Source organism: Streptomyces hamibioticus (assembly GCF_047946815.1).
Taxonomy (GTDB): Bacteria; Actinomycetota; Actinomycetes; order Streptomycetales; family Streptomycetaceae; genus Streptomyces.
In genome coordinates, this window is sequence record NZ_JBKKQY010000001.1 from 5,732,044 (window position 1) to 5,750,706 (window position 18,663).

At 74.0% G+C, this 18,663-nt stretch carries 17 protein-coding genes and 2 pseudogenes; 12 read left to right on the plus strand and 7 right to left on the minus strand.

All coding sequences use genetic code 11. The features are described from left to right. The first annotated feature begins 148 nt into the window (after positions 1 to 148). The 3 genes from ACLGIH_RS25975 to ACLGIH_RS25985 all read left to right on the plus strand — a co-directional run bounded on the left by ACLGIH_RS25975 (position 149) and on the right by ACLGIH_RS25985 (position 2,246). Complete coding sequence (locus tag ACLGIH_RS25975) at positions 149 to 1,087, plus strand: PAC2 family protein (RefSeq protein ID WP_416527700.1); 939 nt, start codon at positions 149 to 151, stop codon at positions 1,085 to 1,087. A 90-nt stretch (positions 1,088 to 1,177) separates the two neighbouring features. Next, entirely contained in the window at positions 1,178 to 1,783 is a 606-nt protein-coding gene (coaE, locus tag ACLGIH_RS25980) for a dephospho-CoA kinase (RefSeq protein WP_416527701.1), read from the plus strand. Between the two features lie 82 nt (positions 1,784 to 1,865). After that, entirely contained in the window at positions 1,866 to 2,246 is a 381-nt protein-coding gene (locus ACLGIH_RS25985) for a tetratricopeptide repeat protein (RefSeq protein WP_416527702.1), read from the plus strand. Positions 2,247 to 2,373: 127 nt separating this feature from the next. Here ACLGIH_RS25985 and ACLGIH_RS25990 read toward each other — a convergent pair. Continuing rightward, positions 2,374 to 2,634: pseudogene (locus ACLGIH_RS25990) on the minus strand (DUF6343 family protein); the annotation flags it as partial. A 120-nt stretch (positions 2,635 to 2,754) separates the two neighbouring features. Between ACLGIH_RS25990 and ACLGIH_RS25995 the strand changes: the two are divergent. Further along, complete coding sequence (locus ACLGIH_RS25995) at positions 2,755 to 3,447, plus strand: class I SAM-dependent methyltransferase (protein ID WP_416527703.1); 693 nt, start codon at positions 2,755 to 2,757, stop codon at positions 3,445 to 3,447. Positions 3,448 to 3,664: 217 nt separating this feature from the next. Here the strand turns inward: ACLGIH_RS25995 and ACLGIH_RS26000 are convergent, their stop codons facing one another. Next, positions 3,665 to 4,384 (minus strand): RNA-binding S4 domain-containing protein, encoded by a 720-nt coding sequence (locus ACLGIH_RS26000; protein WP_416527704.1) that lies wholly within the window; start codon positions 4,382 to 4,384, stop codon positions 3,665 to 3,667. Between the two features lie 106 nt (positions 4,385 to 4,490). Between ACLGIH_RS26000 and ACLGIH_RS26005 the strand changes: the two genes are divergently transcribed. After that, positions 4,491 to 5,228: a uracil-DNA glycosylase gene (locus tag ACLGIH_RS26005; protein WP_416527705.1), complete on the plus strand. Its 738-nt coding sequence runs from the start codon at positions 4,491 to 4,493 to the stop codon at positions 5,226 to 5,228. 77 nt (positions 5,229 to 5,305) lie between these two features. On the opposite strand, the gene ACLGIH_RS26010 is transcribed toward ACLGIH_RS26005, so the two are convergent. After that, positions 5,306 to 5,776: a GNAT family N-acetyltransferase gene (locus tag ACLGIH_RS26010; RefSeq protein ID WP_416527706.1), complete on the minus strand. Its 471-nt coding sequence runs from the start codon at positions 5,774 to 5,776 to the stop codon at positions 5,306 to 5,308. A 294-nt stretch (positions 5,777 to 6,070) separates the two neighbouring features. Here ACLGIH_RS26010 and ACLGIH_RS26015 point away from each other — a divergent pair, with 294 nt between their 5' ends. The 5 genes from ACLGIH_RS26015 (at position 6,071) to ACLGIH_RS26035 (ending at position 11,622) form a co-directional block, all read left to right on the plus strand. After that, on the plus strand, positions 6,071 to 6,847 hold the full coding sequence (locus ACLGIH_RS26015) for a nucleotidyltransferase domain-containing protein (protein ID WP_416527707.1): 777 nt from the start codon (positions 6,071 to 6,073) through the stop codon (positions 6,845 to 6,847). Positions 6,848 to 7,250: 403 nt separating this feature from the next. Next, the gene (locus ACLGIH_RS26020; RefSeq protein ID WP_416527708.1) at positions 7,251 to 9,041 is read left to right on the plus strand and encodes an FUSC family protein; all 1,791 of its coding nucleotides are present in this window, start codon (positions 7,251 to 7,253) and stop codon (positions 9,039 to 9,041) included. A gap of 37 nt (positions 9,042 to 9,078) precedes the next feature. Further along, the gene (locus tag ACLGIH_RS26025; RefSeq protein ID WP_416527709.1) at positions 9,079 to 10,428 is read left to right on the plus strand and encodes an amidohydrolase; all 1,350 of its coding nucleotides are present in this window, start codon (positions 9,079 to 9,081) and stop codon (positions 10,426 to 10,428) included. A 163-nt stretch (positions 10,429 to 10,591) separates the two neighbouring features. Beyond that, the gene (locus ACLGIH_RS26030; RefSeq protein WP_416527710.1) at positions 10,592 to 11,281 is read left to right on the plus strand and encodes a DUF899 domain-containing protein; all 690 of its coding nucleotides are present in this window, start codon (positions 10,592 to 10,594) and stop codon (positions 11,279 to 11,281) included. Between the two features lie 155 nt (positions 11,282 to 11,436). Next, positions 11,437 to 11,622, plus strand: coding sequence for a hypothetical protein (locus ACLGIH_RS26035; protein ID WP_416527711.1), 186 nt, complete (start codon positions 11,437 to 11,439; stop codon positions 11,620 to 11,622). A 78-nt stretch (positions 11,623 to 11,700) separates the two neighbouring features. Here ACLGIH_RS26035 and ACLGIH_RS26040 read toward each other — a convergent pair whose 3' ends face one another. The 3 genes and pseudogenes from ACLGIH_RS26040 to ACLGIH_RS26050 all read right to left on the minus strand — a co-directional run. Beyond that, a complete protein-coding gene (locus ACLGIH_RS26040; RefSeq protein ID WP_416529475.1) occupies positions 11,701 to 13,566 on the minus strand; it encodes an ABC transporter ATP-binding protein in 1,866 nt (621 codons plus the stop codon). A 407-nt stretch (positions 13,567 to 13,973) separates the two neighbouring features. After that, positions 13,974 to 14,432: a hypothetical protein gene (locus ACLGIH_RS26045; RefSeq protein ID WP_416527712.1), complete on the minus strand. Its 459-nt coding sequence runs from the start codon at positions 14,430 to 14,432 to the stop codon at positions 13,974 to 13,976. A gap of 212 nt (positions 14,433 to 14,644) precedes the next feature. After that, positions 14,645 to 15,274, minus strand: a pseudogene (locus ACLGIH_RS26050) (ATP-binding protein); the annotation flags it as partial. Between the two features lie 375 nt (positions 15,275 to 15,649). On the opposite strand from ACLGIH_RS26050, the gene ACLGIH_RS26055 reads away from it, so the two are divergent. Then, entirely contained in the window at positions 15,650 to 16,510 is an 861-nt protein-coding gene (locus ACLGIH_RS26055) for a helix-turn-helix domain-containing protein (protein WP_416527713.1), read from the plus strand. Further along, positions 16,511 to 16,786 carry a DUF397 domain-containing protein gene (locus ACLGIH_RS26060; RefSeq protein ID WP_416527714.1) on the plus strand — a complete coding sequence of 92 codons (276 nt, stop codon included), beginning with the start codon at positions 16,511 to 16,513 and terminating at the stop codon, positions 16,784 to 16,786. A gap of 229 nt (positions 16,787 to 17,015) precedes the next feature. Here ACLGIH_RS26060 and ACLGIH_RS26065 read toward each other — a convergent pair whose 3' ends face one another. Continuing rightward, positions 17,016 to 18,506, minus strand: coding sequence for a glutamate synthase subunit beta (locus ACLGIH_RS26065; protein ID WP_416527715.1), 1,491 nt, complete (start codon positions 18,504 to 18,506; stop codon positions 17,016 to 17,018). Between the last annotated feature and the right edge of the window lie 157 nt (positions 18,507 to 18,663).

The following is an 18,663-nucleotide window of genomic DNA, read 5'->3' on the forward strand; positions in this document are numbered from 1 at the left end:
TCGGCGTGTCCGCACGCACGGTGCCCGCACGCACGGTGTGCGTGGCCCGCAACTCCCGGTGAGGAGAGCCTGATCAGGAGCGTGTGACGGGGAATGCCCACGGCCCGGCGCGCGTTGTGCAGTACGAACACGAGGAGGAGCGGTCACTGTGCTTGATCCGCAGGGTTTGTACGCATGGGAGCCGAAGGGCCTGGCCGTGGTCGACATGGCGCTCGCCCAGGAGTCGGCCGGTCTTGTCATGCTCTACCACTTCGACGGATACATCGACGCCGGCGAGACCGGCGACCAGATCGTCGACCAGGTGCTGGGCTCGCTGCCGCATCAGGTCGTCGCGCGCTTCGACCACGACCGGCTCGTGGACTACCGCGCCCGCCGCCCGCTGCTGACCTTCAAGCGCGACCGCTGGACCTCCTACGAGGAGCCCGCCATAGAGGTGCGGATCGTCCAGGACGCCACCGGAGCGCCCTTCCTGCTGCTGTCCGGTCCCGAGCCGGACGTCGAGTGGGAGCGCTTCGCCGCCGCCGTCAAGGAGGTCGTCGAGCGGCTCGGCGTCCGCCTCTCGGTGAACTTCCACGGCATCCCCATGGGCGTCCCGCACACCCGCCCGGTCGGCATCACCCCGCACGGCAACCGCACCGACCTCGTCCCCGGCCACCGCAGTCCCTTCGAGGAGGCGCAGGTGCCCGGCAGCGCCGAGGCACTCGTCGAGTACCGGCTCCTGGAGGCCGGCCACGACGTCCTGGGCGTCGCCGCGCACGTGCCGCACTACATCGCCCGCTCCCCGTACCCGGACGCGGCGCTGACCGTCCTGGAGTCGATCACGGCGGCGACGGGGCTGGTCCTGCCCGGCATCGCCCACTCCCTGCGCACGGACGCGCACCGCACGCAGACGGAGATCGACCGGCAGATCCAGGAGGGCGACGAGGAACTCACCGCGCTCGTCCGGGGCCTGGAGCACCAGTACGACGCCGCCGCGGGCGCCGAGACCCGGGGCAACATGCTCGCCGAGCCGGTGGAGATCCCGTCGGCGGACGAGATCGGGCGGGAGTTCGAGAGGTTCCTGGCGGAGCGCGAGGGCGACAACTAGGATGGGCCCGGTGCTTCCGCGGTCGGCGGGTTTCCCGGGTTGCCGGGGCCGTCCGCCGCCGGGCCGGCATCAGGCCCTAAGCTTCCGCTCATGCTGAAGGTGGGCCTGACCGGCGGAATCGGCGCCGGCAAGAGCGAGGTGTCGCGGCTGCTCGTCGAGTGCGGGGCGGTACTGATCGACGCGGACCGGATCGCCCGCGAGGTGGTCGCGCCGGGGACGCCGGGGCTGGCCGCCGTCGTGGAGGCCTTCGGTGAGGAGGTGCTCGCCGAGGACGGCAGCCTGGACCGGCCGAAACTGGGCTCGATCGTGTTCGCCGACCCGGAGCGGCTGCGAGTGCTGAACTCCATCGTCCACCCCCTCGTCGGCGCCCGCTCCCGCGAGCTGGAGGAGGGCGCCGCCGAGGACGCCGTCGTCGTGCACGACGTCCCGCTCCTCACCGAGAACGGCCTGGCACCGCTGTACGACGTCGTGGTCGTCGTCGACGCCGACCCGGCCACCCAGCTCGACCGGCTGGTACGGCTCCGGGGCATGACGGAGGAGGACGCACGCGCGCGCATGGCCGCCCAGGCGACCCCCGAGCAGCGGCGGGAGATCGCGGACATCGTCATCGACAACGACGTACCGCTGGAGGACCTCCGGCGCCGGGTGAAGGACGTGTGGGCCGAACTCGCCCGCAGGGCGCACGCGCCCCGCTGAGCACCTCGGCCGCCTCGAACGCCCCAGGAATAGCGCCCCTTGCGCGGGCGTTGAACCCTCCCAGTGAGGGAAGGACTCAGCCGTGCCCGAAGCCAGCGGATCGAACGGACGTACGCCGGAGACGGACGTCATCGACTTCCGTGCCGCCGAGCAGTTGCTCGCGGCGCGAGACCCGCGGGGCGCCGTGAAACTGCTCGACAGCGTCATCGCCGCGCACCCCGAGAACACCGCCGCGCGGTTGCTGCGCGCGCGTGCGTTCTTTGCGGCGGCGCAACTGCGACCGGCCGAGCTGGAGTTCACCGTCGTCCTGGAGCGCGAACCGGACAACGCGTTCGCGCACTTCGCCCTTGCCCGCACCTATGAGCGCCAGGGCCGTGCCGACCAGGCCAGGCGCCACTTCCGCCTGGCCGCCGCCCTCGATCCCAACCCCCAGTACCTGCGCCGGGCCGACTTCGACGGCTGACGGCCCGGGGCCGGATCCCGCCGGGGCCCTACGGTGAGTTCTGCGGGCCGGGGTCCTGGCCGCCCGGCGGAGGGCGGTCCGGGGAGTCCGGCCCGGCGGGGTCCGGGGAGTCCGGCGGGGAACGGTGAGGGCCGTCCTGGACCGGACGGTACGGCGGGATGTCACGGCCCGGCTGGTAGTGCGGGCCTTGTCGGAGGTGCCGGAGGACCACGGCCAGGTCGATCGTCACGATCAGCCACAGCACCCCGCAGGCGAGGGCCCAGCCGGGCCGTCCGGCGATGGCGAACGCGGCCGTCCCGAAGACCGTCCAGACCAGCCCCCACACGCTCAGCCAGAATCGCGCTCGCAGCGCACTGCGCGCGGTCGCCGGTTCACTGCCCGTACGCATCGCGATCACCCGCTCCCTCAGGGAAACGTACCTCTTTGCCGCGATCGGCGCGTGTTCACTCGGACGGGTGAACGAGGCTGTGGTGGGAACGGGCGTGCGGACGCGGTCCGTTGGACGGGCATGGAGCTGAAAATGCGAGAGGGACACCAGGGGACGGGGCCCGGGGCGGTGACCCCGGACGGCTGCGCGGTGGAGCTCTACTCGCGGCTGCCCGTCGGCCCGGAGCCGGACATCATCGCCGCCGCCGTGCCCGCGGGCGCCCACATCCTGGAGCTGGGCAGCGGCGTGGGGCGGATGACGCACCCGCTGCTGGAGCGCGGGTTCACGGTCACGGCGGTGGACGAGTCCGCGGAGATGCTGGAGCGCGTCCAAGGGGCCCGGACGATATGCGGTCCGATCGAGCGCCTCGACCTCGGCGAGACGTTCGACGTGGTGATGCTGGCGTCGTTCCTCGTCCACACCGGGGACACCGAGGTGCGCCGAGGACTGCTGCGCACCTGCGCACGGCACGTCGCGAAGGACGGCTGTGTGCTGATCCAACGGGAGGGCGAGGACTACCACACGAACGTGCCGAGGGAGCGGACCGACCCCAGCGGCTTCACCGTGCGCATCGTGTCGTCGGAACCGGTCGGCGACGGAGTCAACTCCGTACACGCGGAGTACGTGTTCCCGGACGCCGTCTGGACCCAGACATTCCGGGCCAGGCCGCTGACCCGGGAGCGGTTCGAGGAGGCGCTCGACGAGGCGGGCCTGAGGGCGGACCGGTATCTGACCGAGGACCGGATGTGGGTGCGGGCGGTGCCTGTGGCGTAGCGGTGCCCGTGACCCGACGGTGCCCGTGACGGACCGGGCGCTCGGGCGTGCGGAGGGGATGCCGGCGCCCCGGCGACGGGTTCGTTCCGGTTTCCGGGGGACAGCAACTGCCCCGGGCCCGTCAGCGGTCTCGGGCCGGGGTCGGTCAGCGGTCTCGGTCCCGGGTGGGTCAGCGTCCTTGGTCCCGGGGCGGTCAGCGTCTTCCGTCTCGGGCCGGTCAGCGGCCTCGGGGCCGGCCTCCGGGTCCGCTGCCCGGACTGCCCGGACCGCCCAAGCCGCCCAGTCCACGCAGGCGCTCCAGCTCCCGGCGGTCGCGCTTGGTGGGCCGGCCGGCGCCGCGGTCGCGGATGCCGGCGGGCGCGACGGCCTCCCGGGGCGGGGGCGGAGGAGAGTTGTCGATGTAGCACTGGGCGGCCACCGGGGCGCCGACCCGCTTGCGGATCAGCCGCTTCACGACGACGACCCGTTCGCGGCCCTCGTGCCGGAGCCGGACCTCGTCTCCGACGCGCAGGGCGTGCGCGGGCTTCACACGCTCGCCGTTGACCCGGACATGACCGCCCCGGCAGGCGGTCGCGCCGATGGACCGGGTCTTGACCAGCCGGACGGCCCAGACCCAGCTGTCGACGCGGACGGTCTCGCCGTTCTTCGGTCCGGCTGCCTCGGCGGCGGCGATCGCGGCGGCGACCTTCGGGTCGACGGCTTCGACGACTTCGACGGCTTCGACGGCCCCGACCGGCTCGTCGGCCTGCCCTGCGGCCCGTTCAGCGGCCCGCTCGGAGGCCGCCCCGCCCTCGGACCGGACACGGGCCCCATCCTCGGACCGGCCCCCGGCCCCGCCCCCGGACTGTGTCCCGGCCCCACCCTCGGACCGCGGCGCGGCGGAGTTCCGTGCGTCGGCCGCTCCGCGGTACCAGTCCTCGTCACGCTCGGAAACCATGTCCCCGACCTTAGCCTCCCGGCCGTACCCGGCGGGGCCCGGAGCGTCGGCTCCCCTCGCCGGGCCGGGACACTCGTGGCCGGACCGGCGGCCCTACGGTGGAGGCATGCACACCAGTGGCCTCGACGAACTCGACCGGCGGATCGCGGGCTGCCGGGCCTGTCCGCGGCTGGTCGACTGGCGGGAGGAGGTGGCCCGTACCAAGAGGGCGGCGTTCGCCGACTGGACGTACTGGGGCCGGCCGGTGCCGGGCTTCGGTCCGCCGGACGCCCGGCTGCTGATCGTCGGTCTGGCCCCGGCGGCGCACGGCGGGAACCGCACGGGCCGGATGTTCACCGGGGACCGTTCCGGAGACGTCCTGTACCAGGCGCTGTATGACGTGGGCCTCGCCTCGCAGCCCACCGCGGTGTCCGCCGACGACGGCCTGGAACTCTACGGCGTGCGCGTCACGTCACCGGTGCACTGCGCTCCGCCCGCCAACAAACCCACGCCGGGCGAGCGGGACACCTGCCGGCCCTGGCTCGTGCAGGAACTGCGGCTGCTGCGGCCGACGCTGCGGGCCGTGGTCGTGCTCGGTGCCTTCGGCTGGCAGGCGGCGCTGCCCGCGTTCGCCGAGGCGGGGTGGCCGGTGCCCAGGCCACGGCCCGCCTTCGCGCACGGCACCCGGGTCGCGCTGGAGGGGCTCGACCTCTTCGGCTGCTTCCACGTCAGCCAGCGCAACACGTTCACCGGTCGGCTCACCCCCGAGATGCTCCGCGACGTGCTGCGCACGGCGGCGCGGACCGCGGGCCTGCCGGTCGCCCCCGCGGAAGACGAGACGAGCGGGCCACGGCACGGGCGTTAGGGCGCGCCGATGACCCTCTGTCCGGAGATCGAACCCCACGGCCACGGCATGGCGGACCCTGGTGGCGACCGGTGCTCTCACGGGCGCCACGCGTACCGCACGTCCGGTTCCCGTTCCTCGTTGCGGGCGCCGTCCGTGAACTCGGCGGCGACGAAGCCGTGGCGCTCGTAGAAGCGCCGGGCGGGGCCGTTGACCTGGAAGGTCCACAGGCTCAGCCCATGAGGCCGGCGCTCCTTGGCCAGTGCGACGAACCGGTCGCCGATGCCGCGCCCGCGCCGCGCGGGATCGAGGTACAGCTGGGCCAGCCACTCTCCGTCGAGCACCATCACGCCGACAATCCCGTCCGGGCCCGCATCCGGTGACTCCGCGACCCATGTCTCCAGCGAGGGCACCACGAAGTCGCGGAAGTAGCCGCGCACCTCGTCGTCGGAGCGGGGTCTGACGACGGTGGGCAGCGAGGCGGCGAAGGAACGCAGCCACACCTCGGCCGCGGCGGCGGCATCCGGGACGGCGGCCCGCCGCAGGAAGACCGGCTTCTCACCGCTCACGGGGCATCTCCTTCATCGTCATCGCGAACCACCGTCCCCCAGGGGGCGCTGCGGGGCGGCGAGCGGTGCACGCCCCGCCCGGCGCCTTGATCGTCCGTACCCGGGCCCACATCCGCATCCGAATTTCGCCCCGCCCCTCCATGCCCCGGCACCTGACCGCACTCCGGCCGCCGAAAGGCGGGTGCGCCTCGGCTCCCGCCCTGCCATCATTCCGGCGTCGTCACAGTGAGTGACGACTCCATTGATACCGCGCACCACTGACAATCGCCCCTGACCGGCAGGAGCCCACCTCCCGTGCACTCCCTCACCGATCACGCCTTCCTCGACGCCACCGCCGCCCGTCTCGCCGCTCTGCCCGCCGTCCGCGCGGTCGCCCTCGGCGGCTCCCGCGCGCAGGGCACCCACGGCCCCGGCAGTGACTGGGACCTGGCGATCTATTACCGAGGCCCCTTCGCCCCGGCCGACCTGCGCGCCGTCGGCTGGGAGGGCGAGGTCTGCGAACTCGGCGCCTGGGGCGGCGGCGTCTTCAACGGGGGCGCCTGGCTGACCGTCGACGGACGGCGGGTCGACGTGCACTACCGCGACCTGGACGTCGTCGAGCACGAGGTGACGGAGGCGGAGGCGGGCCGCTTCCGTGTCGAGCCGCTGATGTTCCACCTCGCGGGCATCCCGACGTACCTGGTCGTCGCCGAACTGGCGGTCAACGAGGTGCTGCGCGGCGAACTGCCCCGCCCCGCCTACCCGCAGGCGCTGCGCCGCACCGCCCCCGAGCACTGGCACGGCATGGCCACGGCCACCCTCGCCTACGCCAAGGCCGGCCACGCCCCCAAGGGCGCCGTCACTCAGGTCGCGGGCGCGATCGCCCTCGCCGCGACCCAGACGGCGCACGCGGTACTGGCGGCGCGCGGGGAGTGGGTCACCAACGAGAAGGGACTCGTCGAAAGGGCGGGGCTGCGCGACGCCGACTCGCTCCTGGCCGGGCTGTCACCGGACCCCGAGGCGCTGGTCCGGGCGGTCCAGGAGGCCGAGACGCTGTTCGGCCGGGCAGTGGAGTCGGCCCGTGCGAGGTAGTCGGATCGTGTGAGGTGATCGGATCGTGTGAGGCAGCCGGACCGTGTGGGGGTGGGCGGGTACCCTGCCCGGGCACGGTCCCGCTCGCGGCAACAGGTACGGGGGCGCGTCGGCCGTCACAGGCCCGCAATGCGTCCGTTCCCTCCGCGCCGAGAACACCCCCTACCCTGGACAGCACACCCCGGCCCGGCCACCGTCGTCCGCAGGCTCACCGCGCCCCGCCGTGACGACAGGAGCCCCGCCACCCGTGCCCCGCCCCGCACACCCCGGCCGCCGAGCAGACACCGCACGCCCCGACACCGCACAACTCGCTCGCCGAGCAGACGTCGCACACCCCGGTCGCCGTGCCGCCCGCGCGCTTCCGCCCTGGCTCGCCCACGCCTTCCGGACCCAGCGCGGGCCCGTGCCCTGGAGTGCGGTCGTCAGGGGGGCGCTGGCCGGCGGGCCGCTGCTGTTCGTCGCCGTACTCGCCGGCCACGCCTCCGTCGGTGTGGTCGCCGCCATCGCCGCGATGCTGGCCGGGATCAACGACCGGCCGGGCAGTCGGCGGGCCTCCGTCCGGCGGATCGGGTTGCCCGCGCTCGCGGGCGCCACCGGGCTGTTCGTCGGCACCTACGCCGGTGAGCACCTCGGGGCCGTCGCGCTGACCCTCGTACTGACCCTGCTCGGGCTCGTCGCCGGAGGCATCAGCGCCGTCGGGCCCGTGGCGTCCGGCGCCGGTACTCAGCTGCTGGTCGCCGGCGCCGTCGGGGCCGGGATGCCGCTGCCCGAGACCGGGTGGCAGCGGGTGCTCGCCTTTCTCGCCGGGGCCGGGTGGCTGCTGGTGCTGCGGCTGGCCCTGCCCACGCCCGGTTCGCTGAACGGCGGCTTCCGCTTCGACGGGGAGCGGGCGGCCGTCGCCGGTGTCTACGACGCCGTCGCCGCGCTCCTCGACGCCGCCGGCACGGAACACGCCCTCGCCCGCCGCGCCGCGCTCACCGCCGCCCTGGACCAGGCGCAGGACGCGCTCGCCGGGCCGCGACTGCGCCGGCACGCCTCGTCCGCGGCCGAGCGGCGGCTGCACGCGCAGTACGCCGCCGCCCTGCCCCTCGCCGAGGCCGCGACCGCGCTCGCCTGGGCGGGGGAGGCGGTCCCGGCACGGGCCGGTGCGGGTCCCCGGCGGCTGGCCGCGGCCGTGCGCGGCGGCACGCACACCGGGCCGCTGCCCGCCCCCTCCCGGTCGGTGCCCGCCCTCCGTGCCCTCGACGACGCCCTGCTGCACGCCGCCGAGGTGTTCGACGCGGGTGGCCCCGGCGGCGACCTGCACACCCGCCGACGGTCGCCAGCCGCCCTGGCGCGCACGGTCCTCGGTGCCGGCGGACGCGAGTACGGACTGCGGGTCGCCCTCTGCTTCGGGGCCGGCGCCGCCGTCGCCCAGGCTCTGCACCACGCCCACTGGTACGGACAGCACCAGCACTGGTACTGGCTGCCCGCCACCGCCGTCTTCCTGGTCAAGCCCGACCTCGGGCCGCTGGTGTCCCGGGTGCTGTGCCGCGCCGCCGGAACCGTGCTCGGGGCGCTGCTGTTCGCCGCCTGCGCCGCCGTGCTGCCCCACCCGGGGGGCCTCGTCGCGCTCGTCGCGGTCTGCGGTGCCCTCATCCCCGTCGCCGCCCGGCACTTCGCCGCCCAGACCGCCGTCGTCACCGTCCTCGTCCTGGCCCTGGTGATGGTCGGCGGGGAACCGCAGGCCTCGGCCGGTCGCATCGGCGAGACCCTGCTGGCCTGCGCGATCGTGCTGATCGCCGGCCATCTGCCGATGCCGGGACAGCGCGGCGGCGGCGTCCGGGCCCGGCTCACGGCGGCGGGCGCCGCCGCCCACGCCTACCTCGCCCATGTGCTCAGCGAGTCCGACGACCGTGCCACGCGCTGGACGCTGCGCCGGGAGGCCTACCGAACGCTGGCCGAGGCCCGTACCGCGATCGCCCTCGCCGCCGCCGAACTGCCCGCCCTCGCCCGGCACTCCGAGGGCGCCGACGACCTCGCCGCCACCCTCGAACTCCTCGTCGACACCACCACCGCCTGCGCCGTGCACCTCGACGACACCGGTCGCCTCACACCCCGCCACGTCCGGCGGCTCGCCGAGCTGCGCGACGAACTCGCCCGGCGACGGGAGCGGGTGGCGCTGCGGCTCCCCGGCCTGCCGTTGGCCGGGTAGCGGCCCCGGCCCGCCCTCCGCGCCGTACGTTGTCCCCATGACGCACCCCGCGGACCTCGTCATCACCGGCTGTACCGTCCTCGTCCACGACGCACAGGAGCGGATCGGCTTCCAGGGGGAGGCGGGCATCGTCGTCCGGGACGGTGCCGTCGAGTCCGTGACGACCGCCGGAGCCGTCCGCGACGTCCCCGCCGCCGAACGCATCGACGCCCGCGGCCAGGTCGCCCTGCCCGGACTGATCAACTCCCACACGCACGCGCCGATGGTCGCCCTGCGCGGCCTCGCCGAGGACCTGCCCACTGAGGAGTGGTTCCACGAGGTCGTATGGCCCGTCGAGGCCAACCTGACCACCAGGGACGTCGAGCTGGGCGCGCGGCTCGCCTGCGCCGAGATGATCCGGGCCGGCGTGACCTGCTTCGCGGACCACTACTTCGCCATGGACGCCGTCGCCGGCGTCGTCGCCGAGTGCGGGATGCGGGCGGTCCTCGGGGAGGCGTACTTCTCCTCCCAGGGCCCGGAAGGGCGCGCGAGGTCCCTGGAGTTCGCATTGCACCACCGGGGCGCCGCCGGCGGCCGGATCACCACCGCCCTCGCCCCGCACGCCCCCTACACCGTGACCGAGGCCGACCTCGCCGCCACCGCCGACCTCGCCCACGAGCACGGCCTGCCCGTGCATCTGCACGCCGCCGAGAACCGCGACCAGACCGCCGCCGGCCTCGCCCGGCACGGCCGCACCCCGATCGAGGTCCTGGAACGGACCGGAATCCTCGGTACCGACGTGCTCATCGCGCACGGCACCGGCATCGTCGAGCGCGATCTGCCCGTTCTCGCGCGCGCGGGAGGACGTACGGCCGTGGCGAGCGCGCCGCGCGGATACCTGAAGTTCGCCTGGCCCACCACCACGCCCGTACGTGCCCTGCGCGAGATCGGCGTCCCCGTCGGGCTCGCCACGGACGGCGCCGCCTCCAACAACTCCCTGGACGTGTGGGAGTCGATGGCGCTCACCGCCCTGATCCAGAAGTCGACCGAGCGCGACCCCAGATGGCTGACCTCACGTCAGGCCCTGCACCACGCCACGCTGCAGAGCGCCCGCGCGGTCGGCCTGGGCGAGAGCGTCGGCAGCATCGCGCCGGGGCGGCGGGCCGACCTCGTCCTCGTGGACCTCACCGGACCGCACACCCAGCCGGTCCACGACCTCGCCGCCACCCTCGTGCACAGCGCCCGGTCCTCCGACGTCCGGACCACGATCGTCGACGGGCGGGTGCTCATGCGGGACCGGCGACTGCTCACACTCGACGTCCCCGCGGTGGTCCGTGAGCTGGGGGAGCGGCTGCCCGCCCTCACCGACCGCGGCCACGGCCGGCGCATCCAGGAGTACGACACCTGAGAAAGAGCGGGTGAGCGGTCGGCGAGTCCCGCTGGGCAAGCCCTGCTGGACCCGGGAGCCCTGGTGGGCGGGGCCCGCAAAAAAATTCTTGCCGCATCGCGATGAGTTCGGCTCCTCCCGCCGGTCACCACCCCCGGACGGACCGTTGCACAGGAGGAGCCCCATGTCGCTTCCCGAGATCGTTTCGCGCGATGCCTGGCGCGCGGCGCGCGAGGCCTTACTGGCCAAGGAGAAGGCGGCCACGCGCGCGCGTGACGCGCTCAACGCCGAGCGGCGCGGACTGCCCATGGTGGAGATCGACAAGGAGTACGTCTTCGAGGGCGGCGACGGGAAGGCAGCCCTGCTCGACCTCTTCGAGGGGCGGCGGCAGCTCGTCGTCCACCACTTCATGTTCGCCCCCGAGTGGGACGCCGGCTGCCGCAGTTGCTCGGCGTTCCTGGACCAGATCGGACATCTGGCGCATCTGCGGGCGCGCGACACGTCGTTCGCCGTCGTGTCCCGGGCGCCGTACACCAGGATCCTGCCGTTCAAGGCGCGGATGGGCTGGACGCTGCCCTGGTACTCGTCGTACGTCAGCGACTTCAACACGGACTTCGAGGTGACCCTCGAACGCGCGGGCGAGTCGGTGGAGCGGCCGGGCCTGAGCTGCTTCCTGCGCGACGGCGACCGGGTCTTCCACACGTACTCGACCTACGAACGCGGCCTGGACGGCCTGGGCTCGACCACCAGCCTCCTCGACCTGACCGCGCTCGGCCGGCAGGAGGCGTGGGAGGAACCGGAGGGGCGCGCGTCCGCTCTCGGGGCGCCTGCGGGAAGTGACCGCATCCGATACCACGACGAGTACGAGGACTGATACGCAGCGTCACGAAAACGGCCGAACAGCTGAGATGTTCATCACTCTTTGCGGTGAACGAATGTCAACTTCGTCTCAGTACCATCACTTCGCGAGGCGTTCACCTCATGGTTGGCGTTTAACTCTACGAGTACAGCGCTACATGGAGGTGCAGGGTGAACGGGCGAACGGTGCTCGAACGCTTTCCCGCCGGCGGGCCTCGTGGCTCCTGGCCCGCGGAGGAGTTCGCTCATGCGCGGCGCGCCGAGGGCCTGCCCGCCGAGGTCGTGATGGATCTCTCGACGGACATGTTCCTGGTGATCGTCCGGGCCGGCGACGCGGCCGGTGACGCCGCGGCCTGAGCTCCCCGTGCCCGCCCGCCAGGCCCACTCGCGCCCGCTGCCAGGCTTGCCCCGTGCCCGCTGCCGGCCCGGCCCGCCTCAGCCCGCCTTGGGAGCGGGCACCGGCGCCTTCGCGAACTGGTCCGCCTGGAGGGAGTACAGCTCCGCGTAGACGCCGCCGGAGGCGAGCAGCTCGTCGGGCGTCCCGGACTCCACCAGCCGGCCCTGGTCCAGGACGTGCACCAGGTCCGCGTGGCGCACCGACGCCAGCCGGTGGGTGATCAGGACGACCGTCTGGCCACTGCCGGCCAGGGCGCGGATCTTCTCGAAGATCTCCAGCTCCGCCCGCGCGTCCAGCGCCGCCGTCGGCTCGTCCACGACGAGGATCCGTCCCCGCCGGTAGGCGGCGCGGGCGATCCCGAGCCGCTGCCACTGCCCGCCGGACAGCTGGTGGCCGCCGCTGAAGTTGCGCGCCAGCAGGGTGTCCAGCCCGCGGGGCAGATCCGCGACCACGTCCTCGGCCCCGGCCTCGGTGACCGCGTCGGCCACGTGCGCGTCGTTCAGGGGGACCGAGGCGCGGCCCACGGCGACGTTCACCCGCGCGGTGAACGGCCACCGCTTGAAGTCCTGCGCCACCATCGCGACCCGCTCGGCGAGCGCCTGCCGGTCCGCCGTCGCGGCGTCCACGCCGTCCCACACGATCCGGCCGCGGTCCGGGGTGTAGAGGCCGGCGAGCAGCTTGACCAGGGTGGTCTTGCCGGAGCCGTTCTCCCCGACCAGCGCCACGATCCGGCCCGTCGGGAGGACGAGCGAGACGTCGTCGAGCGCCGGCCGGGCGGCGTCCCCCGGATAGCGGAACGTGACGTTCTCGAATCGGATCTCGCGCGGTTCCTCGGGCAGCGCAGCGCCGCCGACCGGGATCGCCCGCTTGGCCGCCTCCACGTACAGCCGTTCCAGGTCGCCGACGAACAGCGCCTCCTCGTGCAGCGCGTTCACCTCCACGACCAGGGTCTCCAGACTCTGCGAGCCGGTGCGGATCGCGATCACGGCCGTGCCCGCCACGGACAGCGCCATCGCGCCGCCGAGCAGCAGCCCGCCCAGCGTCGCGTACGTCGCCGCCGTCGCCAGCCCCGTCCAGGCCGCCGCGATCAGACCGGTACGGGCCGCAAGTCCGGCCAGCCGGGCCTGTTCCGCCTCCGCGGTCTCCGACATCGCACGGAAGTGCCCCAGCAGGAAGGCGCCCACGCCGTGCACCCGGATCTCCGGGGCGGCCTCGGGCTCGATCAGCAGGTTGCCGAGCAGCCGCCCCGCGCGCGCGTGCTGCACCCAGGCGTGGAAGGACTCGTACCGGCGGCGGGCCATCGTCAGCGCGCTCCAGGCGCTCGGCAGGGTCATCGTCACCAGCAGCGGCAGCAGCACCGGGTGCAGCACGGTCAGTACACCGGCCGCCGCGATCAGCGAGATCACCGCGTTCACCACGCGCGTGCCGTACATGATCATCCGACGGGCCGAGGAGGCGCCGTACTGGGCGGTGTCCAGCAGCTTGTGGAAGGCGTGGTCCTCGATCGCGCTCAGCTCCACCGCCGCCGCGCGCTCCAGATAGCGTTCCGTCGCCACCCGCTCCACCTTGGGCTCCAGTCGCCCGGTGGCGTACGTCGAGGTCGCCCGCAGCAGGGCCGCGAGCAGCATCATGGCGGCCACTGTGACCAGTGCGGGCAGGGCGCCGCGCAGCCGCTCCTCGATCGGGCCGCCGGCCAGCAGCCGGCCCAGCACGCTGTTGACCGCGAGCAGGCTCACCGCCTGCGCCAGGCCCCGGCCCACCTCCGTCGCCATCACCGTCCGGGCCGCCCGCGGGTCGGCCTGCCGGGCGAGCCGGAGGCTGGCCGCCAGCAGGGACGGCAGCCGGCGCAGCATCGCCCGGAAATCCAGCTCCAGGAAGGCGTCGGCGTGCTGGTTCCAGCCCATGTCGTACCGCAGCGGTCCGCCGAACAGCAGCCGCTCCGACTCCGACACCCCGGCCGGCTCCGCGCCGCGCTTCTTTCGCACCCTCGGCCTCCCCGATCCCGATCGTGGACGAACGGCCACTATGGCGGGGGTGGCGGAGGCGGGGCAGGGCGTGCACGGGGGAGGCGGAAGCGCGCGGGCGCACACCCGGCCGGGCAGTGGCGGACGGGGTGTGCGCGGGGTGAAGGGCGTGCGTGCCGGACGTCTCCGTGCCCACCCGGGCGGCTCCGTGCCCACCCGGACGTCTCCGTGCCCACCCGGACGTCTCCGTGCCCACCCGGGCGGCCTCCGTGCCCACCCGGGCGGCTTGCGCGCTCGCCCGGAGGGCTTACGCCCTCGCCCGGACGCTCACGCATTCGTCCAGACAGTCACGCGCTCAGCGGCCGCGACCAGCTCGGCGTCGTGCCCGTCACGCGGCACAGCGCCAGATAGAGCGGAATCGGCGGGGTGTACGGAACCGTTCCGTCCGGGCGGTGGATGAGGCCCGGGACGCCGGGTGCGCCGGAGGGGCCGGGGACGACCGCCCCGGTGGCGTACTGCGCGGGCGCGGGCCACTCCATGGCGTAGTCGGAGTCGGACGGGACGATCCACCACCACTGTGCGTCGTCGGCGTAGACGCAGCCGACGCGCGGCAGCCGGGGCATCACCAGCGGGCCGAGGTGGGCGGGCACCGCCACCGCGTCGCAGCCCAGCGGGGCGGTCATGCCCTCCGGCACGGGAAGCCGTCGGGGAGTGGCCGGCGTGTGCAGGCCGCGCTCGAGGCGGACCAGCGTGTCCAGGCCGAGCACGCGGGCACCGGCCGAGGCCCTGGCAGACCTCACAGCCATACGCCCCCCGCCCTGCGGTGCGTCCGGGTCGGTGCCTCCGCGGGGGCGGGGGGCTGCGGTGCATGTCCGCGGGACGCGGGTGCCTGCGGGGCCCGTGCCTGGGCCGCGGGTGCCTGCGCGCGTGCCTGCGGTGGGTGCCCCTGCGCGGCCCGCGTCTGAGGCGGGTGTCCCTGCGGGGCCCGTGCCTGGTGCGGGTGTCCCCGGGGCGTCTGGGCCCGTGCCTGCGACTCGTCCTCGTTGTCCGAGCCGTCGCCGGCCGGGCCCGGCTTGGGGCGGGCGCCCCAGCCCAGGTCGTTGCGGGGTTCGCGGGGGTCGCGCGGCGCGTCCGCCTTGCGGGGCAGTTCGGCCCAGACCAGCAGTCCGGGGCCGTGCTCGTGGGCGCCCCACGCGTGGCACATGGCGTCGACGAGGAGCAGCCCTCGGCCGTGTTCCTCCTCGGGACGGCTGCGGGCCGAGGCCCGGGGCTGACCCGGCGCGTGTCCCTCGTCGCGGACGGCTATGCGCACCAGGTCGGCACCGTCGTGCAGCTCGCACACTATGTGCCGGCTCGCGGTGTGGACGATCGCGTTGGTGACCAGCTCGGAGACCACCAGGGCAGCGGTGTCGCAGGTGTCCTCGCACACGGACCAGCCGCTCAGCCGGGCACGCGTCAGGCGTCTTGCCTGTGCGGGGGAACCCGGGTGCGCGGCCAGCTCGAAGCGGAACCGGCGCTCGGCAGCCGTCCCGGAGGGACCGGCTCCCGTGGCGACGCCGAGGCCGTGGGGGCCCGCGGTGGCGTCTGTTCCTAAGGGCGCGGACGGAATCACGCTTGCCACTATCTCCTCGCCGTGAACACTTGGCAAGTGTCACTCTGAAAATTGCAGAGTGCAGTGTGACGGCGCGAGCGGTCATGGCACACTGCTCGCACCAGCACGTCGAGCGGCGCCAGTTCGGATCGCCGGAGGTCTGCCCAGGCCTTCGAATAGGTCTTCGAATGGCGCCGCCGGGCTGTCCGCACGTTGTCGCGGCGACCCGTACGGTGCGGACGTCGGGACCACGGCGTCCGGAGCGGGCGTCCAGGGTGGGGTGCCCGGAACGGGCGCCCGGAGCGGGGCGTCCGGCATGTGGCGCCGAGCCGCGGCGGGCGGTACGCCTGACCGTGCCGTACGGGCGTGCCGTCCGGGTGTGCCGTATGGGCGTGCCGTCCGGGAACCAGGACTCTTCATGGAGGTGGAGCGGTGAGCGAACCGCGGTCTGCGCCGACGGTCGGCCAGGTCGTCCTCGGCCGACGCCTGCTGGACCTGCGGGAGCGCGCCGGGCTGAAGCGCGAGGAGGCCGCGCGCGTCCTGCGTGTCGCCCCGGCCACGATCCGTCGTATGGAGACGGCCGAGGTCTCCCTCAAGATCCCGTACCTCCAGCTGCTGCTGAAGGCGTACGGCGTCTCCGACGAGGAGGCCGACGCCTTCGTCCGGCTGGCCGAGGAGGCCAACAGGCCGGGTTGGTGGCAGCGGTTCCACGACATCCTCCCGGGCTGGTTCTCCATGTACGTCAGCCTGGAGGGCGCGGCCAGTCTCATCCGCTCGTACGAACCCCACTTCGTCCCCGGCCTGTTGCAGACCGAGGACTACGCGCGCGGGGTGCTGAAGTCGGGCGCCATCGGCCAGACCAGGCCCGACGACATCGAGCGCCATGTCGCCCTGCGCATGCAACGGCAGGAACTGCTCACCCGCGAGGACGCGCCCCGGCTGTGGGTGGTCATGGACGAGACCGTGCTGCGTCGCCCGGTCGGCGGCCCGGAGGTGATGCGTGCCCAGATCGGCCGACTGCTCGACGCCGCGAAGCTGCCCCACGTGACCCTGCAGATCGTCCCGTTCGCCAACGGGCCGCACCCCGGCACGTACGGGCCCTTCGTGCTGTTCCGATTCGCCATGCCGGAACTGCCGGACATGGTCTACAGCGAGTACCTGACCGGCGCCGTCTACCTGGACGCGCGCGCCGAGGTGGCCACCCACCTCGAGGTCATGGACCGCATGGCGGCACAGGCCGCTACGGCACATCGCACGAAGGAGATCCTCCGGGATCTCCGCAAGGAGCTGTGAATGGATCGCATCACGTCCCAGCCCACGCCGCTGTCCCGCGGCGAGCGGATCTACAACGGCATGCCCGCGCGGGAGCTGGGCACCGAGGGCTGGCACAAGCCGTGGAGCGGCGGCAACGGGGGCAACTGCCTGGAGGCCATGAAGCTCGCCGACGGACGGATCGCCGTCCGGCAGTCCACCGATCCGGACGGGCCCGCGCTGATCTACACCTCGGACGAGATGACGGCCTTCATCGAGGGGGCGAAGGCCGGAGAGGCGGACTTCCTGGTGTCCTGAACCTCGCGAAGGTGTGTTGCCAAGTCCTTGTGTTGCCGCACTCAGCCTGACCTGACACCGGGTTGACCACCGCCTCCCGGCGGGAGTCGCGGCCGGTGGGAGTCACGGCCGGCGGGTGCCGAGTCCGAGGGGCGGAGCCCGGGGCGCCGAGTCCGGGAGAGGCCGGGTCCGGGAGAGGCCGGGTGCGGAAAAAAAGGGGAGGGCCCGGGAGAGGGAGGGCGGCCGGTGATCAGGCCGTCATCGGCCGGTCGTAGGGCCCGATCGGCGCCGGCAGGCGCGTCGTGCCGCCGGTCAGGTGGCGGTCGACGGCCGCGGCCACCGCCCGCCCCTCCGCGATCGCCCAGACGATCAGCGACTGCCCGCGCGCGGCGTCGCCGGCGGCGAACACGCCGGGGACGTTGGTCGCGAACCGCCCGTCCCGCGCGATCGTCCCGCGGGGCTCCAGCTCCAGCCCCAGCTGGTCGACGAGCCCGTCCCCGCGGTCGGGCCCGGAGAAGCCCAGGGCGAGCAGCACCAGGTCGGCGGGGACGGCCCGCTCGCTGCCCGGCAACGGGCGGCGCGCCGCGTCCACGCCGACCAAATGCAGCCACCGCACATGCCCGTCCGTGTCGCCGGTGAGGCGCAGCGTGGACGCGGCGAACAGGCGTGCGTCCGCGTCGGCCGCCGGCGCCGACCGCAGCTCACACGCCTCCTCGTGCGCCGCCGACAGCCGGTACAGCCTCGGGTACGTCGGCCAGGGCTCCGCCTCCTCGTCGCGGGCCGTGCCGGGCCGCGCGTAGATGTCCAGCTGGGTCACGGACGCGGCGGCCTCGCGCACCGCCGTGCCCAGGCAGTCCGCTCCCGTGTCACCGCCGCCGACGATGACGACGTGCTTGCCGGCGGCCGACAGCGGGGAGGCCTCCAGATCACCCGCGCACACCCGGTTGGCCAGTGGCAGGTACTCCATCGCCTGGTGAACGCCCGTCAGCTCCCGGCCCGGTACGGGAAGTTCCCGCCACGCCGTCGCACCCGTGGCGATCACGACCGCGTCGTAGCGGCTGCGCAGCCCGGCGGCGTCGACGTCCCGGCCGACCGCCGTCGACGTGCGGAACCTCGTCCCCTCGGCCCGCATCTGCTCGATGCGCCGCTCCAGATGCCGCTTCTCCATCTTGAACTCCGGGATGCCGTACCGCATCAGCCCACCGATGCGGTCGTCCCGCTCGTACACGGCCACGGTGTGTCCCGCCCGGGTCAGCTGCTGCGCCGCGGCGAGCCCGGTGGGGCCCGACCCGATCACGGCCACCGTCCTTCCCGACAGCCGGTCCGGTGGCCGGGGCGGGATGAAGCCCTCCTCCCATGCCCGGTCGGCGATGGCGCACTCGACGTTCTTGATGGTCACGGCCGGCTGGTTGATCGCCAGCACGCAGCCCGCCTCACACGGGGCCGGGCACAACCGGCCCGTGAACTCGGGGAAGTTGTTCGTGGCGTGCAGCCGGTCGCTCGCCGCCCGCCAGTCCTCCCGGGAGACCAGGTCGTTCCACTCGGGGATCAGGTTGCCGAGCGGGCAGGCCTGGTGACAGAAGGGGATGCCGCAGTCCATGCAGCGGCCTGCCTGCCTGCTGACGATCGGCAGCAGCGCTCCCGGGGCGTACACCTCGTTCCAGTCCCGCACCCGTTCCCCGACCGGCCTGCGCGGCCAGTCCTCGCGGGGCGTCGTCAGGAAACCCTTGGGATCGGCCATGGCCGTCTTCCTTGTGTGCGCGGGTGGCGGGCCGTGCGTCGTTAGGCGGCACTCTCCCGGCCACGATACGTCCGCCCGGCCACGCGCGCAGTGCGGCCGGCAGCGCCTTCTCGCAGGCCGGACGGTATGCGCGGACAGGGGCGGGCGTGGCTGGGAC

What these genes read in the sequence shown, in the direction of transcription:
- coaE (WP_416527701.1), top strand. Translation starts at nt 1,178, where the DNA reads ATGCTGAAGGTGGGCCTGACCGGCGGAATCGGCGCCGGCAAGAGCGAG.
- ACLGIH_RS25995 (WP_416527703.1), top strand. Translation starts at nt 2,755, where the DNA reads ATGGAGCTGAAAATGCGAGAGGGACACCAGGGGACGGGGCCCGGGGCG.
- ACLGIH_RS26000 (WP_416527704.1), bottom strand. Translation starts at nt 4,384, where the DNA reads ATGGTTTCCGAGCGTGACGAGGACTGGTACCGCGGAGCGGCCGACGCA.
- ACLGIH_RS26060 (WP_416527714.1), top strand. Translation starts at nt 16,511, where the DNA reads ATGGATCGCATCACGTCCCAGCCCACGCCGCTGTCCCGCGGCGAGCGG.
- ACLGIH_RS26045 (WP_416527712.1), bottom strand. Translation starts at nt 14,432, where the DNA reads ATGGCTGTGAGGTCTGCCAGGGCCTCGGCCGGTGCCCGCGTGCTCGGC.
- ACLGIH_RS26065 (WP_416527715.1), bottom strand. Translation starts at nt 18,506, where the DNA reads ATGGCCGATCCCAAGGGTTTCCTGACGACGCCCCGCGAGGACTGGCCG.
- ACLGIH_RS26025 (WP_416527709.1), top strand. Translation starts at nt 9,079, where the DNA reads ATGACGCACCCCGCGGACCTCGTCATCACCGGCTGTACCGTCCTCGTC.
- ACLGIH_RS26040 (WP_416529475.1), bottom strand. Translation starts at nt 13,566, where the DNA reads ATGGGCTGGAACCAGCACGCCGACGCCTTCCTGGAGCTGGATTTCCGG.
- ACLGIH_RS26005 (WP_416527705.1), top strand. Translation starts at nt 4,491, where the DNA reads ATGCACACCAGTGGCCTCGACGAACTCGACCGGCGGATCGCGGGCTGC.
- ACLGIH_RS26030 (WP_416527710.1), top strand. Translation starts at nt 10,592, where the DNA reads ATGTCGCTTCCCGAGATCGTTTCGCGCGATGCCTGGCGCGCGGCGCGC.